The sequence below is a fragment of the Paucibacter sp. KBW04 genome (assembly GCF_003852425.1).
Lineage (GTDB): Bacteria > Pseudomonadota > Gammaproteobacteria > Burkholderiales > Burkholderiaceae_C > Paucibacter_A.
Genome location: NZ_QAJN01000010.1, coordinates 170,497 through 188,519, shown reverse-complemented (window position 1 = coordinate 188,519; position 18,023 = coordinate 170,497). Strand labels below are relative to the sequence as shown.

11 protein-coding genes are annotated in these 18,023 nt (G+C 64.3%); 7 read left to right on the top strand and 4 right to left on the bottom strand.

Annotated elements, in window-relative coordinates:
• Positions 1-59 precede the first annotated feature (59 nt).
• The 5 genes from DBR47_RS12870 to DBR47_RS12850 all read left to right on the top strand — a co-directional run bounded on the left by DBR47_RS12870 (position 60) and on the right by DBR47_RS12850 (position 7,989).
• Positions 60-1,451, top strand: coding sequence for an L-serine ammonia-lyase (locus DBR47_RS12870; RefSeq protein WP_124450639.1), 1,392 nt, complete (start codon positions 60-62; stop codon positions 1,449-1,451).
• Positions 1,452-1,461: 10 nt separating this feature from the next.
• On the top strand, positions 1,462-2,298 hold the full coding sequence (locus DBR47_RS12865; protein WP_124450637.1) for a TlpA disulfide reductase family protein: 837 nt from the start codon (positions 1,462-1,464) through the stop codon (positions 2,296-2,298).
• 274 nt (positions 2,299-2,572) lie between these two features.
• Positions 2,573-3,100: an SRPBCC family protein gene (locus tag DBR47_RS12860; RefSeq protein ID WP_124450635.1), complete on the top strand. Its 528-nt coding sequence runs from the start codon at positions 2,573-2,575 to the stop codon at positions 3,098-3,100.
• A gap of 147 nt (positions 3,101-3,247) precedes the next feature.
• On the top strand, positions 3,248-5,605 hold the full coding sequence (locus tag DBR47_RS12855; protein ID WP_124450633.1) for an ATP-binding protein: 2,358 nt from the start codon (positions 3,248-3,250) through the stop codon (positions 5,603-5,605).
• 8 nt (positions 5,606-5,613) lie between these two features.
• Complete coding sequence (locus DBR47_RS12850) at positions 5,614-7,989, top strand: response regulator (protein WP_197047037.1); 2,376 nt, start codon at positions 5,614-5,616, stop codon at positions 7,987-7,989.
• A 75-nt stretch (positions 7,990-8,064) separates the two neighbouring features.
• Here DBR47_RS12850 and DBR47_RS12845 read toward each other — a convergent pair whose 3' ends face one another.
• The 4 genes from DBR47_RS12845 to aroC all read right to left on the bottom strand — a co-directional run bounded on the left by DBR47_RS12845 (position 8,065) and on the right by aroC (position 14,970).
• Entirely contained in the window at positions 8,065-11,304 is a 3,240-nt protein-coding gene (locus DBR47_RS12845) for an efflux RND transporter permease subunit (protein ID WP_124450629.1), read from the bottom strand.
• Between the two features lie 11 nt (positions 11,305-11,315).
• A complete protein-coding gene (locus DBR47_RS12840; RefSeq protein ID WP_124450627.1) occupies positions 11,316-12,512 on the bottom strand; it encodes an efflux RND transporter periplasmic adaptor subunit in 1,197 nt (398 codons plus the stop codon).
• A gap of 149 nt (positions 12,513-12,661) precedes the next feature.
• Entirely contained in the window at positions 12,662-13,867 is a 1,206-nt protein-coding gene (locus DBR47_RS12835; protein WP_231512283.1) for an MFS transporter, read from the bottom strand.
• Entirely contained in the window at positions 13,864-14,970 is a 1,107-nt protein-coding gene (aroC, locus tag DBR47_RS12830; protein WP_124450623.1) for a chorismate synthase, read from the bottom strand. The genes DBR47_RS12835 and aroC overlap by 4 nt, the downstream gene beginning before the upstream one ends.
• A 451-nt stretch (positions 14,971-15,421) precedes the next feature.
• Between aroC and DBR47_RS12825 the strand changes: the two genes are divergently transcribed.
• Complete coding sequence (locus tag DBR47_RS12825; protein ID WP_124450621.1) at positions 15,422-16,390, top strand: PEP-CTERM sorting domain-containing protein; 969 nt, start codon at positions 15,422-15,424, stop codon at positions 16,388-16,390.
• 104 nt (positions 16,391-16,494) lie between these two features.
• Positions 16,495-18,021, top strand: coding sequence for a triacylglycerol lipase (locus DBR47_RS12820; protein WP_124450619.1), 1,527 nt, complete (start codon positions 16,495-16,497; stop codon positions 18,019-18,021).
• The last annotated feature ends 2 nt before the right edge of the window (positions 18,022-18,023 follow it).

Below are 18,023 nucleotides of genomic sequence, written 5' to 3'. Positions count from 1 at the left end.
TGTTGATCCACCGCGCCGCCGGCTTTTTTTAGACCCAATCAACCAGCATTGGAGGCCCCATGGCCGTCTCAGTTTTCGACCTGTTCAAGATCGGCATCGGCCCGTCCAGCTCCCACACCGTGGGGCCTATGCGCGCCGCCCGCCTGTTTTCTCTGCGCCTGAAGCATGACGGCCTGCTGGCCTCCACCACCCGTGTGGTCTCCCAGCTCTACGGCTCGCTGGGGGCCACAGGCAAGGGCCACGGCAGCGACAAGGCCGTGCTCCTGGGCCTGGCCGGCCATGAGCCGGACACGGTCGATGTGGAGCAGGTGCCGGCGATTCTGGACGCGATCCGCGATGGCAACAAAATCAGCTTGCTGGGCGAAAAGGAAATCGGCTTCAACGAGCTGAAAGACCTGGTCTTCTTCCGCCGCCAAAGCCTGCCCTTCCATGCCAACGGCATGCGCTTCATCGCTTTTGACGCCAATGATCAACAGATCGCCGAGCGGACGTATTACTCGGTGGGCGGCGGCTTTGTGGTCAGCGACGAGATCGCCGCCGACGGCTCCAAGCAAAAAGTCATTGCCCCCGATGCGGCCGTGCTGCCCTACCCCTTCAAGAGCGGCGACGATCTGCTGGTGCTCAGCAAGACCCATGGCATCAGCATTGCCGAGATCATGCGTCGCAACGAGCGCCACTGGCGCACGGACGAAGAGACCCGCAGCGGCCTGCTCAAGATCTGGCAGGTGATGCAGGACTGCGTGACCCGCGGCTGCAAGACCGAGGGCATCCTGCCCGGCGGCTTCAAGGTCAAACGCCGTGCCGCCCAGCTGCACCGTGACCTCACCGCCAACCCCGAGGCCGCCCTGCGCGACCCGCTGCAGGTGATGGACTGGGTCAATCTCTACGCCCTGGCCGTCAACGAAGAGAACGCCGCCGGTGGCCGCGTCGTCACGGCGCCCACCAATGGCGCGGCCGGCATCGTGCCCGCCGTGCTGCATTACTACACCCGCTTCGTCTACGGCGCGAACGAAGACGGCGTGATCGACTTCTTGCTGACCGCCGCCGCCATCGGCATTCTCTACAAGGAAAACGCCTCCATCTCCGGCGCCGAGGTCGGCTGCCAGGGCGAGGTGGGCGTGGCCTGCTCCATGGCCGCTGGCGCGCTCTGCCAGGTGATGGGCGGCACGCCCGAGCAGGTGGAGAACGCGGCCGAGATCGGCATGGAACACCATCTGGGTCTGACCTGCGATCCGGTTGGCGGCCTGGTGCAGATCCCCTGCATCGAACGCAATGCGATCGCCTCGGTCAAGGCCATCAACGCCGCCCGCATGGCTTTGCGCGGCGACGGCACCCACTTCGTCAGCCTGGACAAGGTCATCAAAACCATGCGCGACACCGGCGCCGACATGATGACCAAGTACAAGGAAACCGCACGTGGCGGCCTGGCGGTGAACATCGTCGAATGCTGAATCGCGGTCAATGAGCCAGACATTGCAGCTCGGGCCTCTGAGCCTGCCCTACTCCCTGCTGCTGATTCTGGCCGCCGTGCTGCTGGCCAATCTCTGCGCCAAGCTGCTGGCCCGCCGCGGCCAGCCCGATGTGGAGCCCCAGCTGTTTCGCCTGCTCTTGATCGCTTTGCTGGGCGCCCGGCTTGCTTTTGTCTGGCAGTTCCGTCAGAGCTATCTGGCCCATCCGCTGGACATGCTGGACATCCGTGACGGCGGCTGGGATGCCCAGGCCGGCGCCATCGCGGCCTGGGCAGGCGCCCTGGTCTACGCGCGGCGTCAGCCGGCCTTGCGCAAGCCCTTGCTGAGCTGCCTGGGTCTGGCCAGCGCCGTCTGGGTGGCGGGTTCCATCATCCTGGCGGCGACGGCGCCAGCGCTGGCGCCCATGCCTCAGCTGCAGCTACAAAGTCTGGCCCCGGCCTCGCAAAGCCCCGGGTGGGTGGATTTGCAAAGCTTCCAAGGCAAGCCCACGGTGATCAATCTCTGGGCCTCTTGGTGCCCACCCTGTCGGCGCGAAATGCCGGTGCTGCAAAAAGCTCAGCAAGAGCAGCGCGATGTGAACATCGTCTTTCTCAACCAGGGCGAATCGGCCGAAGTGGTGCAAGGTTTTTTGCAGGCCCAGCAATTGCAGCTCCAGCATGTGCTGATCGACCCCAAAGGCCAGGCCGGCACTGCATTCAAGCAGCGCGCCCTGCCCACCACCTTGTTCTTTGATGCGCAAGGCCGCCTGCAGTTCAGCCGTGTGGGCGAACTCTCGCACGCCAGCTTGAGCGAAAAACTGAGCCGTTTGCGGGCCGCCAGCGCACCCTAGGAGTCTGCGCGGCAGAAGAGGCGTCGGCTGCGAAGTGGCCGCAGCGGCCCATTTCGCACCGGCTTCTTGCCCCATAGCCGGGCTATGGGGCTGCAAATCCAGCGCAAACTGGTCTCGCTGGGGCCACTTCTCGCTATCGACGCCTTCTGCCGCGCAGACTCCTAGGGACATGCCCTGAGTGGCCCGCAGCGCAGGTATTTTTGCAATCTGCCCGGTTAGCATGGCCTGCCCCTGCGGCGCGTTGAATTCGCCCCAGGCCCTGGAGGAACCCATCATGCTCAAGAAACTGGCTCTGATCGTCGGCGCTTTGCTTGCCGCCCTCTTGGTTTTCACCATCACCCGGCCGGACGATTTCCGGGTGCAGCGCGAGATCGAGATCAAGGCGCCGCCCGAGAAAATCATGCCCCTGCTGACCGACTTCAAACAGTTCGGCCAGTGGTCGCCTTGGGAGCATCTCGACCCCAAGATGCAGCGCGAGTTCAGCGGCGCCCCTAGCGGCCCAGGCGCCATCTATGCCTGGCAGGGCAATGACGATGTGGGCAAGGGTCGCATGGAAATCCTCTCCGCCACGCCGGAGAAGGTCGTCATCAAGCTGGACTTTCTCAGCCCCTTCGAGGCCCACAACACCGCCGAGTACACGCTGAGCCGTCAGGGCGAGAACACCCGCATGACTTGGGCCATGTTTGGCCCCGCCAACTTCCTAACGAAGTTGATGGGCGTCTTCATCAGCATGGACAGCATGGTGGGCAAGGACTTTGAGAAAGGCTTGAGCCAGATCAAGCAAGTGGCCGAAAAACCTTGAAACGGCGGGCTTTACTGCCCAGTTAGGCAGTTACTGGCATAGACAAGCCGGGGCGCGGCGGTTCTACTTCTGGCTCAGGATGCGGTGCGCATATCGCCCATCGCAGGCCCTGCTTGATCCAGATGCACAGGCCTTGAGGAGTTCAGCATGCCCGTCGATCCGGCCATCATCCCCGCCAATGAAGAGGGGCGCCTCGCCGCCCTGAGGCGCTACGAGATTCTTGACACCCCGCCGGATGGCGCGTTTGACAATGTCACCAAGCTGGCGGCACGGCTGTTTGATGTGCCCATCGCCATCGTCAGCCTGGTGGACACCGACCGCATCTGGTTCAAGTCTCATCACGGGGTCGATGCCCAGCAGATCGACCGTGAACCCGGCCTGTGCGCCTCCGGCATTCTGGGCGATGTGCCTTATGTGCTGACCAATGCCATCGCCGACCCCCGCTCCATGACCAACCCCTTGGTCGCTGGCGAGATGGGCTTGCGCTTTTACGCCGGGGTACCGCTGCAAACCCACGACGGCTACAACCTGGGCATGTTGTGCTGCCTGGACCAGAAGCCGCGCGAGGTCTCACCCGAGGAGATGCAGGATCTGCAGTGCCTGGCCCAGATGGTGATGGACCAGATGGAAGTCCGCCTGGCCGCCCGCAAGATTGACCAGCTGGGCCAGCAGGTGGCGCAGGCCCGCGAACGCCTGCAACTGGCGGTCAGGGCCGGGCAGATCGGCGTCTGGGGCCTGGACCTAGCGCTGGGGCGTTTCGACTGGGACGAGCAGATGCACCAGCTCTACGGCTGCCAGCCGGGCGAGTTTCAGGCCACGCCCGAGGCCTGGCTGGCCTTGATCCACCCCGAGGACAGAGAACGGGTGCAGTCCTCCTGGCAGGCCTCGGTCAGCGGCAAGGCGGCCTTCGAGAGCGAGTTCCGCGTTCTGCTCGCCAATGGCGATGTGCGTTATTTGCGCAGCCTGGCCCAGGTGTATGAAAACGAGCAAGGCCAGCCTTGCCGGCTCTTAGGCACAAACTGGGACGTGACCGAGGAACGCCGCGCCAGCGAGGCCTTGCTAGAAGCCAAGAATGCGGCCGAGGCTGCCGAGCGCGCCAAGAGCAGCTTTCTGGCCAGCATGAGCCACGAGCTGCGCACCCCGCTGAACGCCATCATCGGCTTTGCCGAGATCATGCAGCACGACCCTTCGCTGTCCCCGGACAATGCGCAGTATGTGGGCATCATCAACCAGAGCGGCAACCACCTGTTGTCCCTCATCAACGAGGTGCTGGACATGGCCAAGGTGGAGTCCGGCCGGGTGGAGTTACTGGAACACGATATCGACCTGCCCAGCTTCTTGGACACCGTCGCCTCCATGATCGCGGTGCGGGCCGAAAAGAAAGACCTGCGCCTGGTGCGCGAATTCGCGCCCGAGCTGCCCCGCTTTGTGCGCACCGACGAGCTCAAGCTGCGCCAGATCCTGCTCAATCTGCTCAGCAATGCGGTCAAGTTCACCCAGACCGGCGAGGTGCGCATGCGGGTGCGTTTCTCGGCCCTGGCCGAGGCCGGCCTGGGCGAGCTGCAATGCGAGATCAGCGACACCGGCCCCGGCATGAGCGCCGAGGAGTTGGCCGGCCTGTTCACCCCCTTCCAGCAAGGCCATGCGGGCCGCAGCTCGCAAGAAGGCACGGGCCTGGGCCTGGTGCTGAGCAAACGCTTTGTGGAGCTGATGGGCGGCAGCATCTCGGTGCGCTCCCAGCTCGGGGCGGGCAGCACCTTTGCCTTCAGCATCAAGCTCAGTGTGGCCGCCAGCGGCCTGGCCGCCGACAATCTGCGCCAGGTCACCGGCTTGGCGCCCGGCCAGCGCCAGATCAAGGTGATGGTGGTGGACGACATCTTGCTCAACCGCCTGTTGCTGGAACGCATGATGGCGGCCGTGGGCTTTGAGGTGCGCAGCGCGGTGAACGGCCAGGAGGCCGTGCAGATGTTCGAGAGCTTCAAGCCCGACTTCATCTGGATCGATCTGGTGATGCCGGTGATGAATGGTGACGAAGCGGCCCGGCGCATCCGCGAGCTGCCCGGCGGCGAGGACGTGCGCATTGTCTGCGTCACCGCCAGCGCCTTGCTGGAGGACCGCACCCGCATCCTGGCCAGCGGCTGCGATGAGGTCTTGTTCAAGCCCTTGCGCGAACCGCAGATCTTCGGCCTGATGCAGGACTTGCTGGGCCTGGAGTTCGTCTACGACGCCAGCAGCCGCAGCCTGGCTCAATCGCTGAGCCAGCTGCCCGATCTGGCATCCGGCCAGAGCGCCTTGCCGGCCCTGCCCGAGGATTGGCTTCAACCCTTCCAGACCGCGGTCTTGAGCGGCGACACCCAGCTGATCCAGGAGCAGATTCAAAAGCTGTCGGCCAGCCACGAGGACTTGAGCCTGCGCTTGCAAGCCCTGCTCGACGATTTGCAGCTGGACCGTTTGGCGGCTTTTGCCGAGACGCAAACCCTGATGCAGGCGCCCTCCCCCGCTTGAGTGCCGGCGTGTCTGCCACTCCCCCAGCCTCCTCTGCGCCGAGCCCGGCCCCTTCGGCCGAGCCCGAGCACCTGCTGGACGGCGCAGACATCCTGGTGGTGGACGACAACGCCAACAACCTCAAGTTGCTGCGCTCGGTGCTGCAGGAGCAAGGCGTGCGCGTGCGCTTGGCCACCAACGGCGAGATGGCGCTCAAGTCCGCCCTGGCCAGCCCGCCCCAGCTGATCCTGCTGGACATTCAGATGCCCGGCATCGACGGCTTTGAGACCTGCACACGACTCAAACACGAACCGGCATGCGCCGAGATCCCGGTGATCTTTCTCAGCGCCCTGAGCGATGGCAGCGATGTGATCAAGGGCTTCTCCTGCGGCGGAGCCGACTTCGTCAGCAAGCCGTTTCAGGCCGAGGTGCTGCTGGCCCGCATCGTCACCCAGCTCAGGATTGCCCGCTTCCGCCAAGCCCTGCAGCTGGAGAATCTGGAGCGGCGCCGCGCCGAGATTGCCGCGCAGAACGCCAACCAGCTCAAGAGCGAATTTCTGGCCAATATGAGCCACGAGATCCGCACGCCCATGAACGCCATCATCGGCATGGCCTATCTGGCCTTGCGCACCGAGCTGGACCCGCGCCAACGCGACTACCTCGAAAAGATCTCGCAAGCCAGCCAGCATCTGCTGGGCTTGCTGAATGACATCCTGGACTTCTCCAAGATCGAGGCCGGCCGCCTGGATATGGAGCGGGTCAGCTTCAATCTCAATGCCGTCATCAACCATGTGCTCTCGGTCATCAGCGACCGGGCCGAGGCCAAGCAGCTCAAGCTGGTGTTTGAGCTGCCTCCCGAGCTGCCCACCCAGTTGCTGGGCGACCCCTTGCGCCTGGGCCAGGTGCTGATCAACTACGCCACCAATGCGGTGAAGTTCACCGAGCAAGGCCGCATCTGCCTGCGGGTGCGCACGCTGAGCGAGGATGAAGCCGGCTTGATGCTGCGCTTCGAGGTGGAGGACAGCGGCATCGGACTGAGCAAGGAGCAGCAAGCGCGCCTATTCCAGAGCTTCACTCAGGCCGACGCCTCCATCACCCGAAAGTTCGGCGGCACCGGCCTGGGCCTGGCCATCTGCAAAGCCTTGGTCGAGCTGATGGGGGGCGAGGTGGGCGTGGAGAGCGAGTTGGGTCAGGGCTCCTGTTTCTGGTTCACCGCCCGATTGGCTCGCGATGAAGCCGCCCAACTGGCCCTGGGCGAACGACAGCTGCAGCCCAATTACCGCAGGGCCACGGGCCTGGGCATGGAGCCCGGCCTGAATGCCTTGGCACGCCTGGCCGACCGGCGTGGCGCCCGTGTGCTGCTGGTGGAAGACAATGAATTCAACCAGCAGATTGCGCTGGAACTCTTGCGCGATGCCGGCCTGGCCGTGGATCTGGCCGAGCACGGGCAGCAGGCCCTGGACTGCCTGGCCGCCAGCCTTAGCGAAGGCCGGCCTTACGAGCTGGTCTTGATGGACATGCAGATGCCGGTGATGGACGGCATTACGGCCACCCGGCGCCTGCGCCAGGATCCCGCCTGGGCGCAGCTGCCGGTGGTAGCCATGACGGCCAATGCCATGCCGGCCGACCGGGCCCGCTGCCAGGAGGCCGGCATGGTGGACTTTGTGGCCAAACCTATTCAGCCGGAAGAGCTGTGGCTCAAGCTGCTGCGCCATCTGCCGCCACGCTCGGTCGAGGCCGGCCTGCCCGAACCCGCGCCACCGGCCCTGCTGCCCAGCGGCGCGCCGCCCCATCCGCGGCTGTTGGCGCTGGCTCAGCAATGCAGTCTGGACCTGGACAAAGGCCTGGGCCACACCATGGGCAAGGTCGATCTATTGGAGGACCTGCTGCGCCGACTGATGAACACCCAGGCCCAGGTCTTCGCCGATATGCGCGCCGCCCTCACAGAAGGCGACTACGCCGGGGCGGAGCGGCTGGTGCACTCCTTCAAATCGGTGGCCGGCAGCGTCGGCCTGCTGAAGCTGCAAAAAGCGGCGGAACTGCTGGAAGGCCTGGCCGTGTCCGGCAGCGCGTTGGAAAGCTTTGAGCTGCCGCTGCGAGCCGCCCAACAAGACCTGGATCAGCTCTTGCTGGCGCTGCAAGCCTATTTCTCAGCTGTCCGCGACGCCGTTCAGCCTGGGGCGTCGGCCGAAGCCGGCGCTGAGGACGGCCTCAGCGACGAACAATTGCTGGCCCGTATGCGGGAGTTGCTGAGCCAGTACGACGCCTTTGCGGGTGACCTGCTGCTGAGCCACTACCCACGCTTCCAGGCCTTGCTAGGCGCCGACGTCGCCGCATTTCAAAAGGCCATGGACAGCTTTGAGTTGGACCTGGCCTTGGCCTTGCTCAAAAAAATACCCGTTTGAACGCCTGCGCCTCGAACGGGTTTTTTACTTGCGTCCTGGCTTGCGGGCCGGCCCCGAGCGAGGCCGGCCGCTGTCTTACTTGGCTGGCAAGGCCGCGTCGAAGTCGCTGCCGGGGCTGGCGACACCGCCCATGGCAGGCTCGCTCGCCTTGGCCTTGGGCTTGCGATCGCGCACCAGATAGGAGTACAGCACCGGCACCACCACCAGGGTCAGCAGGGTCGAGGTGATGACCCCGCCGATGATGGCCCGGCCCATGGGCGCCTGGATCTCGCCGCCGTCATTCAGGGCAATCGCCATGGGCAGCATGCCGAACACCATGGCCGCCGTCGTCATGATGATGGGCCGCATACGGATCAGGCCTGCCTCCAGCAAGGCCTCGGCCACCGTGGCCCCGGCCTTGCGGGCATGGTTGGCAAAGTCCACCAGCAAAATCGCGTTCTTGGTCACCAAGCCCATCAGCATCACCAAGCCAATCATGGAGAAGACGTTGAGCGTCGAGCCCCACAGCAGCAAGGCCAGCATCACTCCGATCAAGGCCAGCGGCAGGGAAGCCATGATGGCGATGGGTTGCACAAAGCTGCCGAACTGGCTGGCCAGCACGATGTAGATAAAGATCACCGCCAGGCCCATGGCCGCCAGCAAGCCCTTGAAGGCATCGGCCTGCTGCTTGCCCGCACCGTCCACATTGAAGCTGATGCCGGGGGGCAACTCGGTCTCCTTGATGAGTTTTTGCACGTCTTTGTTGACATCGCCCGAGGGACGGCCTTGCACGCCGGCAAACACGGCCTCGCGACGCTGCAGATTCTGACGACGAATCACCTCGGGATTGAACACCGGCTCCATGGTGGCCACCTGGTCCAGCGAGATGGGCGAGCCGTCCTTGGCAAAAGCCACTGGCAGCTTGTTCATCTGCTCGATGCGTTCCCGCTGTTCACGCGGCAGGCGCAAGAGCACCTCCACCTGATTGCCGTCCGGCGTGGTCCAGTAGGTGGCGACCTCGCCGTTGACATAAGCTCTTAGCGAAGCGGCGACCTGCGGGGCGGTCAGGCCCAGCTCGCGGATGGCGGACTCCTTCAGCCGCACCGCATAGGCCGGCAGGCCGGGCTTGACGGTGGTGTCCACATCGACGGCGCCCTTGATCTTCTTGAGCTTGGCGGCGAACTCCTGGGTGACACGGGTCAGCACCTCGGGGTCGGAGCCCAGGATGGTGATCCAGATCGGGCGGTTAAAGCCCACGCTGACCTCGATGCCAGGGATCTTGGCAATGTCGGCGCGGATGGCGTCCTCCACCTGTTTTTGGGTGCGCTTGCGGTCTTTGCGATCGGTCAGCGAAATGCTCAGCGAGGCCTGGTTGCGACCGGTAGCCATGCCCTCACCGGTGCTGCCCACCACGGTGGACAGCATCTTGATCTCGGGGTATTTGGCGAGGATCTCCTCCACCTGCGCCACCTTGGCGTTGGAGCGCTCCAGGCTGGAGGCCACCGGCATGCGCAGATTCACCTGGGTGAAGCTTTGGTCGGTTTCTGGCGCGAACTCGCTGCCCACAAAAGGCACCAGGCCGAGAGCGATGACAAAGCTCAGGCCCCCGGCGGCCATCACCAGGCCGCGCGGCGTGATGGTGGCCCAACGCAGGCGGCGCTTTTGCGCCGTATCGCGCTGACCTTGGGCATCGAAAGGCCGGCCAAAAGCAGGCAGCGGCGGCACGAGGACGCGGTAGCGACGCGCCGAGAAGGCCCAGCGGATCAGGCGCTCGTAGCCGCTATGCAGCTTGTCCATGGCGCGATCGGTGCCGCGAATCATGTGACCAATCACCGGCACGCGCTTGAGCGATTCGCTCGGCGGATCCTTCCAGACCGAGGACAGCATGGGGTCGAGCGTGAAGCTGACGAACAAGCTCACCAGCACTGCCACCGCCACCGTGATGCCGAAGGGGTAGAAGAACTTGCCGATGATGCCGCCCATAAAGGCCACGGGCACGAAGACCGCGCAGATGGCGAAGGTGGTGGCCATGACAGCCAGTCCGATCTCGTTGGTGCCGTCAAACGCGGCCTGGCGATGGCTCTTGCCCAGGCCCACATGGCGCACGATGTTCTCGCGCACCACGATGGCATCGTCGATCAGCAAGCCAATGCACAGGCTCAGGGCCATCATGGTCATGAAGTTCAGCGTGAAGCCGAAGGCATGGACGGCGATGAAGCTGGAGATCACCGAGATCGGCAGCGTGAGGCCGGTGATGATGGTGGAACGCCAGCTGTGCAGGAACAGGAAGACGATGGCCACGGTCAGCAAAGCGCCTTCGATCAAGGTGTGGGTCAGGCCATCCAGCGAGCTTTTGACGAAATCGCTGCTGGCATAGATCAGGTTCAGCTCCACATCGGCCGGCAGGGTCTTCTTCAGCTCGGCCATGGCCTCCTTGACGGCCTCGCCGCTCTTCACCACATTGGCGTCTTGCTGCTTGAAGACATTGAAGGTCACGGCCTGAGCGCCATTGATGCGGGCGATGCTGTCGGGCTCGCGTTCGCGCTCCACCAGCTGTCCCAAGTCGCCCAGGGTCAGCACCAGATTGCCGCGCCGCGCCACCACGATATTGGCGAATTGCTTGGGATCGCGCACCCGGCCCTCGACACGCAAGACGGCGTCGGCGTAGCGGTCGGACAGCAGGCCCACAGGCTGGTCGGCATTGGCCTCGCGCAAGGCGGTGGCGATTTCCGCCGGCGTGACGCCATAGGCGCGCAGACGCAGGGGGTCCAGATCAATGCGCACCTCGCGCGAAACCATGCCGCCCACATCAACCCGGGCCACGCCTTCAACCCGCGAGAGGCGCTTGGCGATGATCAACTCACTGATCATGGACAGCTCGCGCGCCGGCCGGGTCTTGCTCATCAAGGCCATCACCACCACGGGCTGGGCGTTGTCCATCTCCTGGCGGGCGATGGAAGGCGCTTTCACATCCTTGGGGAAGACCGCTTGCACGGCGGCCACGCGGTCGCGCACATCTTGCATGGCGCGGTTCATATCGGCGTTCAGGCTGAACTCGACTTGCGCCTGCACCCGGCCCTCAAAGCTGCGCGACAGCACCCGTTCCACACCGGCGACGGTGTTCAGCGCTTCTTCCAAGGGCTTGGCCACCTCGCGCTCCACCGCCTCGGGCGAGGCACCGGGGTAGCGCACATCCACCGAGGCGACGGGGATGGAGATGTCGGGCATATTCTCCACGCCCAGCTTGGCGTACGAGAACAGGCCCAGCACGCACAAGGCCACCATGACCATGGTCGCGAAGACCGGGTTTTGAATCGAAACTTTTGTCATCCACATGGGGGCGATCCTCAGTTGGCCTGGCTCTTGGGGCTCGCGGCGGCCGCGACCTTGGCCGGTGCGCTCTTGGTCTGCACCACCGTGGCCTTGGCGCCTTCACGCAGATTGTCGAAACGCGCGCCCAGCACCTGGGCTTGCTCGTTCAGGCCATTCAGAATTTCCACCCGACCCTCACGCACATCGCGGCGGCCTGTCGTGACGATGCGGCGCAGCAAGGCGCCGTTCTCGATCAACCAGACCTGCTCCTGGCCGCTATTGCTGCTGAGCGCCGTCTCGGGCAGGCTCAGGCGCTGGGTCTCGTCGGGCAGTTGCACCCGGGCCAAGGCGTATTGGCCGGCGCGCAGGCTTTCCTGCGGGTTGCTCAACTCCAGGGTCACGCCGATGGAGCGGGTGCCGGGCTCGGCGGCCGGCGCGATGCGGGCGATGCGCGCTTCCACCGGCGCTTCCACGCCCTCCACCCTCACCTGCACCGCCATGCCGGGCTTGAGCCGGCTGACCTCATGCGTGCCCACCAGGCCGGCCAGCTCCAGCCGACTCAGGTCTATGATGCTGAGGATTTGCTGCTCGGGCGCCAGCTTCTCGCCGGGCAAGGCGTGGCGCTTGGCCACGATGCCGTTGATGGGCGAGATCAAGGCGGCCTGCCGCAAAGTCACCTGGCTGGTGTCCAGCTGGGCCTTGGCGCTCAGCAGCTGGGCGCGTGCCGATTCCATGGATGCGCGCGAGGTGTCCAGCGCCGTAGAGGCGATGAAGTTCTGTGCGGCCAGGCCTTGGCTGGCCTTGTAATGACGCTCTGCTTGGTCCAGCTGGGCGCGAGCCGATTCCACCGCCGCGCTGCGCTCGGCGATGCGGTAGCGCAGCTCCTCCAGATCGATCTGGCCCAGCACCTGGCCGGCCTTGACCCGGCTGCCCTCGGCCACCGACAGGCTTAGCAAGCTGCCCGTGCTCTTGGCCCGCACAATCACCGTGCCCGGCGCCACCAGGGGCCCGGAGAACTCGATCAGGCCCGGCATGCTGACCCGCTTGGGCGTCACCACCTCGCTGGGCACAAACTCCAGCACCGCTTGCCCCGGTTTGTCGTCGGGCTTCTTGCCCTCATCGCCCTTGCTGGCAAACACCGTCACACCGGCGCCCGCTGCCAGGACCGCGGCAGCCACGGCGCCCATAAGCCAGAGCTTGCGCCGGGAATTCGTCAATCGGATTGCAGCCATCTCTTGTCTCCCAATTCCTGTGGTCTGAAATTGGGCGCAGTGTAGGGATGGCTTTTGGCATTGCCAGGGCCGCTGCGACGAACTGCGGAAAGCCGCGCCTGGGCTGCAGCGGCCACCGACTGGCCGCAGTCAAAGAATCGGCTTTGGGCTCAGACGCCGGGGTCCAGCTTCAAGCTGCGCCAGGCGCAAAACGCGCCGCCCAAGGCCGCCACGGCCGCCGCCCAGAACACCGCCGGATAGCCCTGGTGCGAAACCAGCCAGGCGCCGCCAATCCCGCCCAATACGCCGGAAAAGCCGTAGCCCAGCACCGAGTACAAGGCCTGGCCGCGGCCTCGCAAGCGGCCCGGAAAGTAGCGGGTGACCAAGGCGATACAGGCCGTGTGCTGGGCCGCAAAGGTCAGGGCATGGCTGAGCTGCGCCAGCAACAAGATGCTCAGGCTGGCGCCAAAGGCCGCCGTCAGCCCAAAGCGCAACACCGACAGCAGGGCCGCAGCCAAAAGCCAGTGATGCAAGCTGCCCCGCTCCAGCATGCGGCCCTGAAAAGCAAACCAGATGATCTCCACCACCACCGAGACGGCCCACAACATGCCCACCGTCTGCTTGCCATAGCCCAGAGAATCCAGATAGAGACTGTAGAAGGCGTAGAGCGCCGAGTGCGCGAGCACGGTCAGAAAAATGCCGGCAAAGAACCAGCGCACGCGGGGCTCCATCAGCACCGCGCGAATGGCGGGGCTGGGCTGATCGCTGTGTGGATGGATGACTGGCGGCTGCAGAGGCAGGCGCCAAGCGGCCCAAACGACAGCGCCCAGCAGAGCCAAGGTCGTCCACGCAAAAGCCTGCATGCCGAAGTGCTGGAACCACCAGCCCATCAACACCACAGCGGCCAAAAAACCCACCGAGCCCCAGACCCGCACCCGCCCATAACGCTTGGCATCCATGCCACCGCTTGCGGTGGTCAGCTGGGCCGCCACCACGGTCTCGGTCAAGGGCACGATGGCGGCGTTGAAGCTGAACATCAAAAAGATGGCCACGGCCAGGCTGCCAAAATGCACGGGCAGCAAAAAGCCCAGGGCCACGATAAAACTCGCCAGGGCCGCATAGCGGATGATGCGCACCCGTTTTCCCGTGCGATCGGCCAAGGCGCCCCAGGCATAGGGCGCAAACAAACGGGTCCAGCTTTGCAGCGACACCAGCACGCCGATGGCCACCACCGGCAAGCCCAGCTCCTTGTACCAAAGCGGCGCAAACGGGTTGAAGCCCCCGATGGCCGCGAAGTAGGCGCAGGACAGGACCGCGCAGGCACTCAGAGTCTTGCTGGAGGCCTCGGCCGAGTTGGCGGCGGTGGGCGTACTCAAGCTTGTGGCGCTGCGCCCGCGATGGCGGGCTGGCTCAGCTCTACATCCCCACATTGGGCACGGTGACGCAGGGCATGATCCATCAGCACCAGGGCCAGCATGGCCTCGGCAATAGGCGTGGCACGTATGCCCACACAAGGGTCGTGGCGCCCGAAGGTCTCGACCACGGCCGGCTCGCCGGCGCGGTTGATCGAGGCTTTGGGTGTGCGGATGGAGCTGGTCGGCTTGATGGCGATAGAGGCGACGATGTCCTGGCCGGTGGAAATGCCACCGAGGACGCCGCCCGCGTTATTGCTGGCAAAGCCCAGGGGTGTGAGCTCATCCCCATGCTGGCTGCCACGCTGGGCCACCACATCAAAGCCCGAACCGATCTCCACGCCCTTGACCGCATTGATGCCCATCAGGGCGTAGGCGATGTCGGCATCCAGCTTGTCAAACAAGGGCTCACCCAGGCCCACCGGCACGCCCGTGGCCTCGACCAGGATGCGCGCGCCCACCGAATCACCGGCACGGCGCAGCTCGTCCATATAAGCCTCCAGCTCGGCAATCTTGCTGCTATTGGCGGCAAAGAAAGGGTTCTGACCCACGTGCTGCCAGCCCTCGAAAGGAATCGCCAGCTCGCCCAAATGGGTCATGCAGCCGCGGAACTCTGTGCCGAATTTCTCCTTCAGCCATTTGCGCGCCACTGCGCCCGCGCCCACCATGGGCGCCGTCAAGCGGGCAGAGCTGCGGCCGCCGCCGCGCGGGTCGCGCAAGCCGTATTTGCGCCAATAGCTGTAGTCGGCATGGCCGGGGCGGAAGGTGTCGAGGATGTTGCCGTAGTCCTTGCTGCGCTGATCGGTGTTCTTGATCAAGAGGCAGATGGGGGTGCCGGTGGTGAAGCCCTCGTAAACGCCGGAGAGGATCTCCACCGCGTCGGGCTCGTTGCGCTGAGTCACATGGCGTGAGGTGCCGGGGCGGCGGCGGTCCAGCTCGGGCTGGATATCGGCCTCGCTCAAAGCCAGGCCGGGTGGGCAGCCGTCGATCACGCAGCCGATGGCGGGGCCGTGGCTCTCGCCGAAATTGGTGACGCGGAACAAGTCGCCGAAGGTGCTGCCTGACATGGGGAATCCGGTTGATCTGAAAGAAAGGCCGTGGCCTGGGCTTGATTCTATCGGCGCTGCCTGGCTGCCTCTGGCCGCAGCAGGCAATCCCCGCGCGCTAACAGCTTTTGATGTCAAAACAGTGCACTCAAAACACAAGCGCCCCCCTAGCTTCCAAATTGCGCTGCTAGAGCCGCGTCCCTAGACTGGGCGACAGATCAGAGCAGGAGTTTGGCCTGAAAAGCTCAAGCCCCGGCAGGCCCATCGATTGAATCACGCGGGTCTGCGTGCTAACACCAAGAACAAACTGATCGCGTCGGAACACTTCGCTCTGGGGGCTTGCGATTGGCCTGCCCTTGAGGATGCGGTTCCCTTCCTCATCGCCAAACCTTGTGGCCGTCTGGCGCTCTAGTAGGCGCCGAAGGCTGGCCTGGGTTTGATTGTCGAATCGTTGATGTTCAGGGAGTGATTTATGAATCTTGGTCTCTTGTGCAAACAAGCACTGTGCGCGAGCAGCTTGGTGGCCGGCATGCTGGGCGGAGTCACGGCCCAAGCCGCCCCGGTGGTGATCGTCAGCGCCTCACAGTCCAGCGTGCATGTAGGCGAGAGTTTTTCCATCAACTTCGCGATTGCGGGCTTGAGTGCTGCAAATGGCAATTCGCTGAGCGGCTTCGACATCAATGTCTTGCTCAACCCGGCCCTGGCGAGCTTGAATGGCTTTAGCTTCACCGACCCTGCCAGCGGCCTCAATCAGCTCGATTTGCCAGACCCAGACTCACTGGGCTTTGTCGGCGATGCGAGCTTGAGCAGCGGGATGATCGATGCTTACGGACTTTCCGGCAATGGTGCAGCCCTGCTGGACGCCGATCAGGCCAACGGCTTCCGCTTCTTAAGCCTGATGTTCACGGCCATGGCTGCCAGCAGCGGCGCGGAGTTCAGCATTGATTTGACTGATCCCGGTCTACTCTTCCTGGACAGCCAAGGCGCGCTACTGCCGATCGAGTTGCAGACCACGCAAGCCTTCGTCGAAATCACCCCCAACAACGGCCAAGTCCCCGAGCCAGGCGCGCTCGCCCTGGCCCTGCTGGCCCTGGCAGCCATGGGACTGAGTCTGGGAAAGAATGCGGGTTTGCTGCGCAGTGCGACGGCGGTGCTGGCCTTGCTGCTGGGCGCCCTTAGCTTCAGCACCGCGACCCAGGCCCAAGCTACGCTCAGCAGCCCCACGCCTGCCGCCACCAGCAAGGGCACACCGATAGATGCGGTGGTCTTGGAAATTGCGGGCAGCCGAGCCAAGCTGAAGGCGGTGGATGACGGCCGGGTGTTCTGGATCACCACCTCCAGCGCCCTGAGTGCCGACAAGGTAGGCCAACGCATTCAAGGTTTGGCGCAAGCCCGGGGCGACAGCATCCATGTCGGCTCGCCCAGCTTCAGCAAGCTTTGACGAACAAGGCTTGCGCAGAGGCCAGTGGGCCCGGGCAGACAGGCCTCCAGCCTCCTTCAGCGGCCAAAGCCTTGGCCGAATCCTGAGTCAAAAGGAACACCATCATGAAGACACCCTTGCTTCGCTTCGGCGTTGGCTTGGCCCTGGGCGTTTGCAGCCTTTGGAGCCAGGCTCAGACCAGCTCGCCCTTCCCTCCGCCCAAGGAGGATATGGGCAAATACGTGATGAATTCGGGCGGCGGCCTGGATACCGGCTGCACCTATCGCAGCGGCGGCCCGCTGGTGGTGCGCTTCAAGGTACCCGCCCCCGTCAACGAGACCCAGCTCAATCCCGACGGCACACTGAAGGACCCGAGCAAGCTGATCGCCGACAAGGTGGTGGGCGCCAAGGCGAAGATATCCTTCCCGGTCTATGACATCGACGACAAGGCCGTGACCGACGGCACTTACGCGCCCGAGATCGATCGCCTGTCCTGGAACGGCAGCTTCATCAAGACCTTGTCAGGCTTCAACAACACCTGGGTGAATGACTCCTTCGAGGTCGACATCTCCCAGGTCAAGTTCGCCAGCCCTGGCAACCCCGGCGTGGTCAATGAGTTCCAGGTCGATATCGACACCGGCAATGTCGGCAACGGCGAATACTGGTGCATGGCCGTGGACTGGGTGGGCATCGAGTTCGACGCTGCCTTCCCCTATGTGCTGGCGCACGGCATCGCGGCGGATCGCAGCACCTGGGAAGACGGTGCCGCCCCTGGCGTGTTGAAGACCATGAATGAAAGCGGTGTGCTCTTCGATCGCTTCTCCACCGCCAACAAGAACGGCGCGGTGATGACGAATGCCCAGGACCTGAAGACCAAGATCAAGGGTTTCCTGGACACGGTCAAAGCCAGCAAGGTCAATCTGATCGTGCACAGCAAGGGCGGCCTGGATTCACAAGCCCTGGCGGTGCTGAGCCCACCGGACTTCGAAGTGCTGTCCCTGGGCACCTTGTCGACCCCGCACCGCGGCTCGGTCGTGGCCGACCTGACGATGCTGCAACGCAGCCTGGCCACGATTTACGAGGGCAATGGCCAGGACCCCAATGGCTATGCGCGCAAATTCATCGACAGCACGGTGGCGGGCATTGCCAGCGGCTTTGGCGCCGGCCCCCAGCCTCCCGGCCTGATCGACCTAACCACCCAGGTCGCCAACGAAGCCATCCCTGCCGGCCTGCGCGGCAATGTGGCCAACACCTTCACCATCGGTGCGGATGCCGGCCCCAACTGCAGCCGCGAGCCCACCGATGGCGAGATCGACCCCATGAACCCCGTTTCCAGCGTGCCTTTTGTCGGCAGCTACACCTACAACGCCCTGCGCCTGGCCTATATGGGCATCTGCAACTTCAGCTCGGCGGTGCAACTGAGCTTCGAGGTCATCCCAAGCCTCGATCCGCAGTCGCCCCCCATCACCGTGCTGACCTACAAAACGGTGCTCAATGCCCAGCTCAACCCCAACGATGTGGTGGTGGGCCTGAACAGCGCCAACCCCGGCTGGGGCACCCCCATGGGCAATCAGAGCAATACCAATCACTCGACGGTCAAGAACGGCGACAACGTGCGCAAGCTGCTTGACCAATCGATCAAACTTCGCTGAGC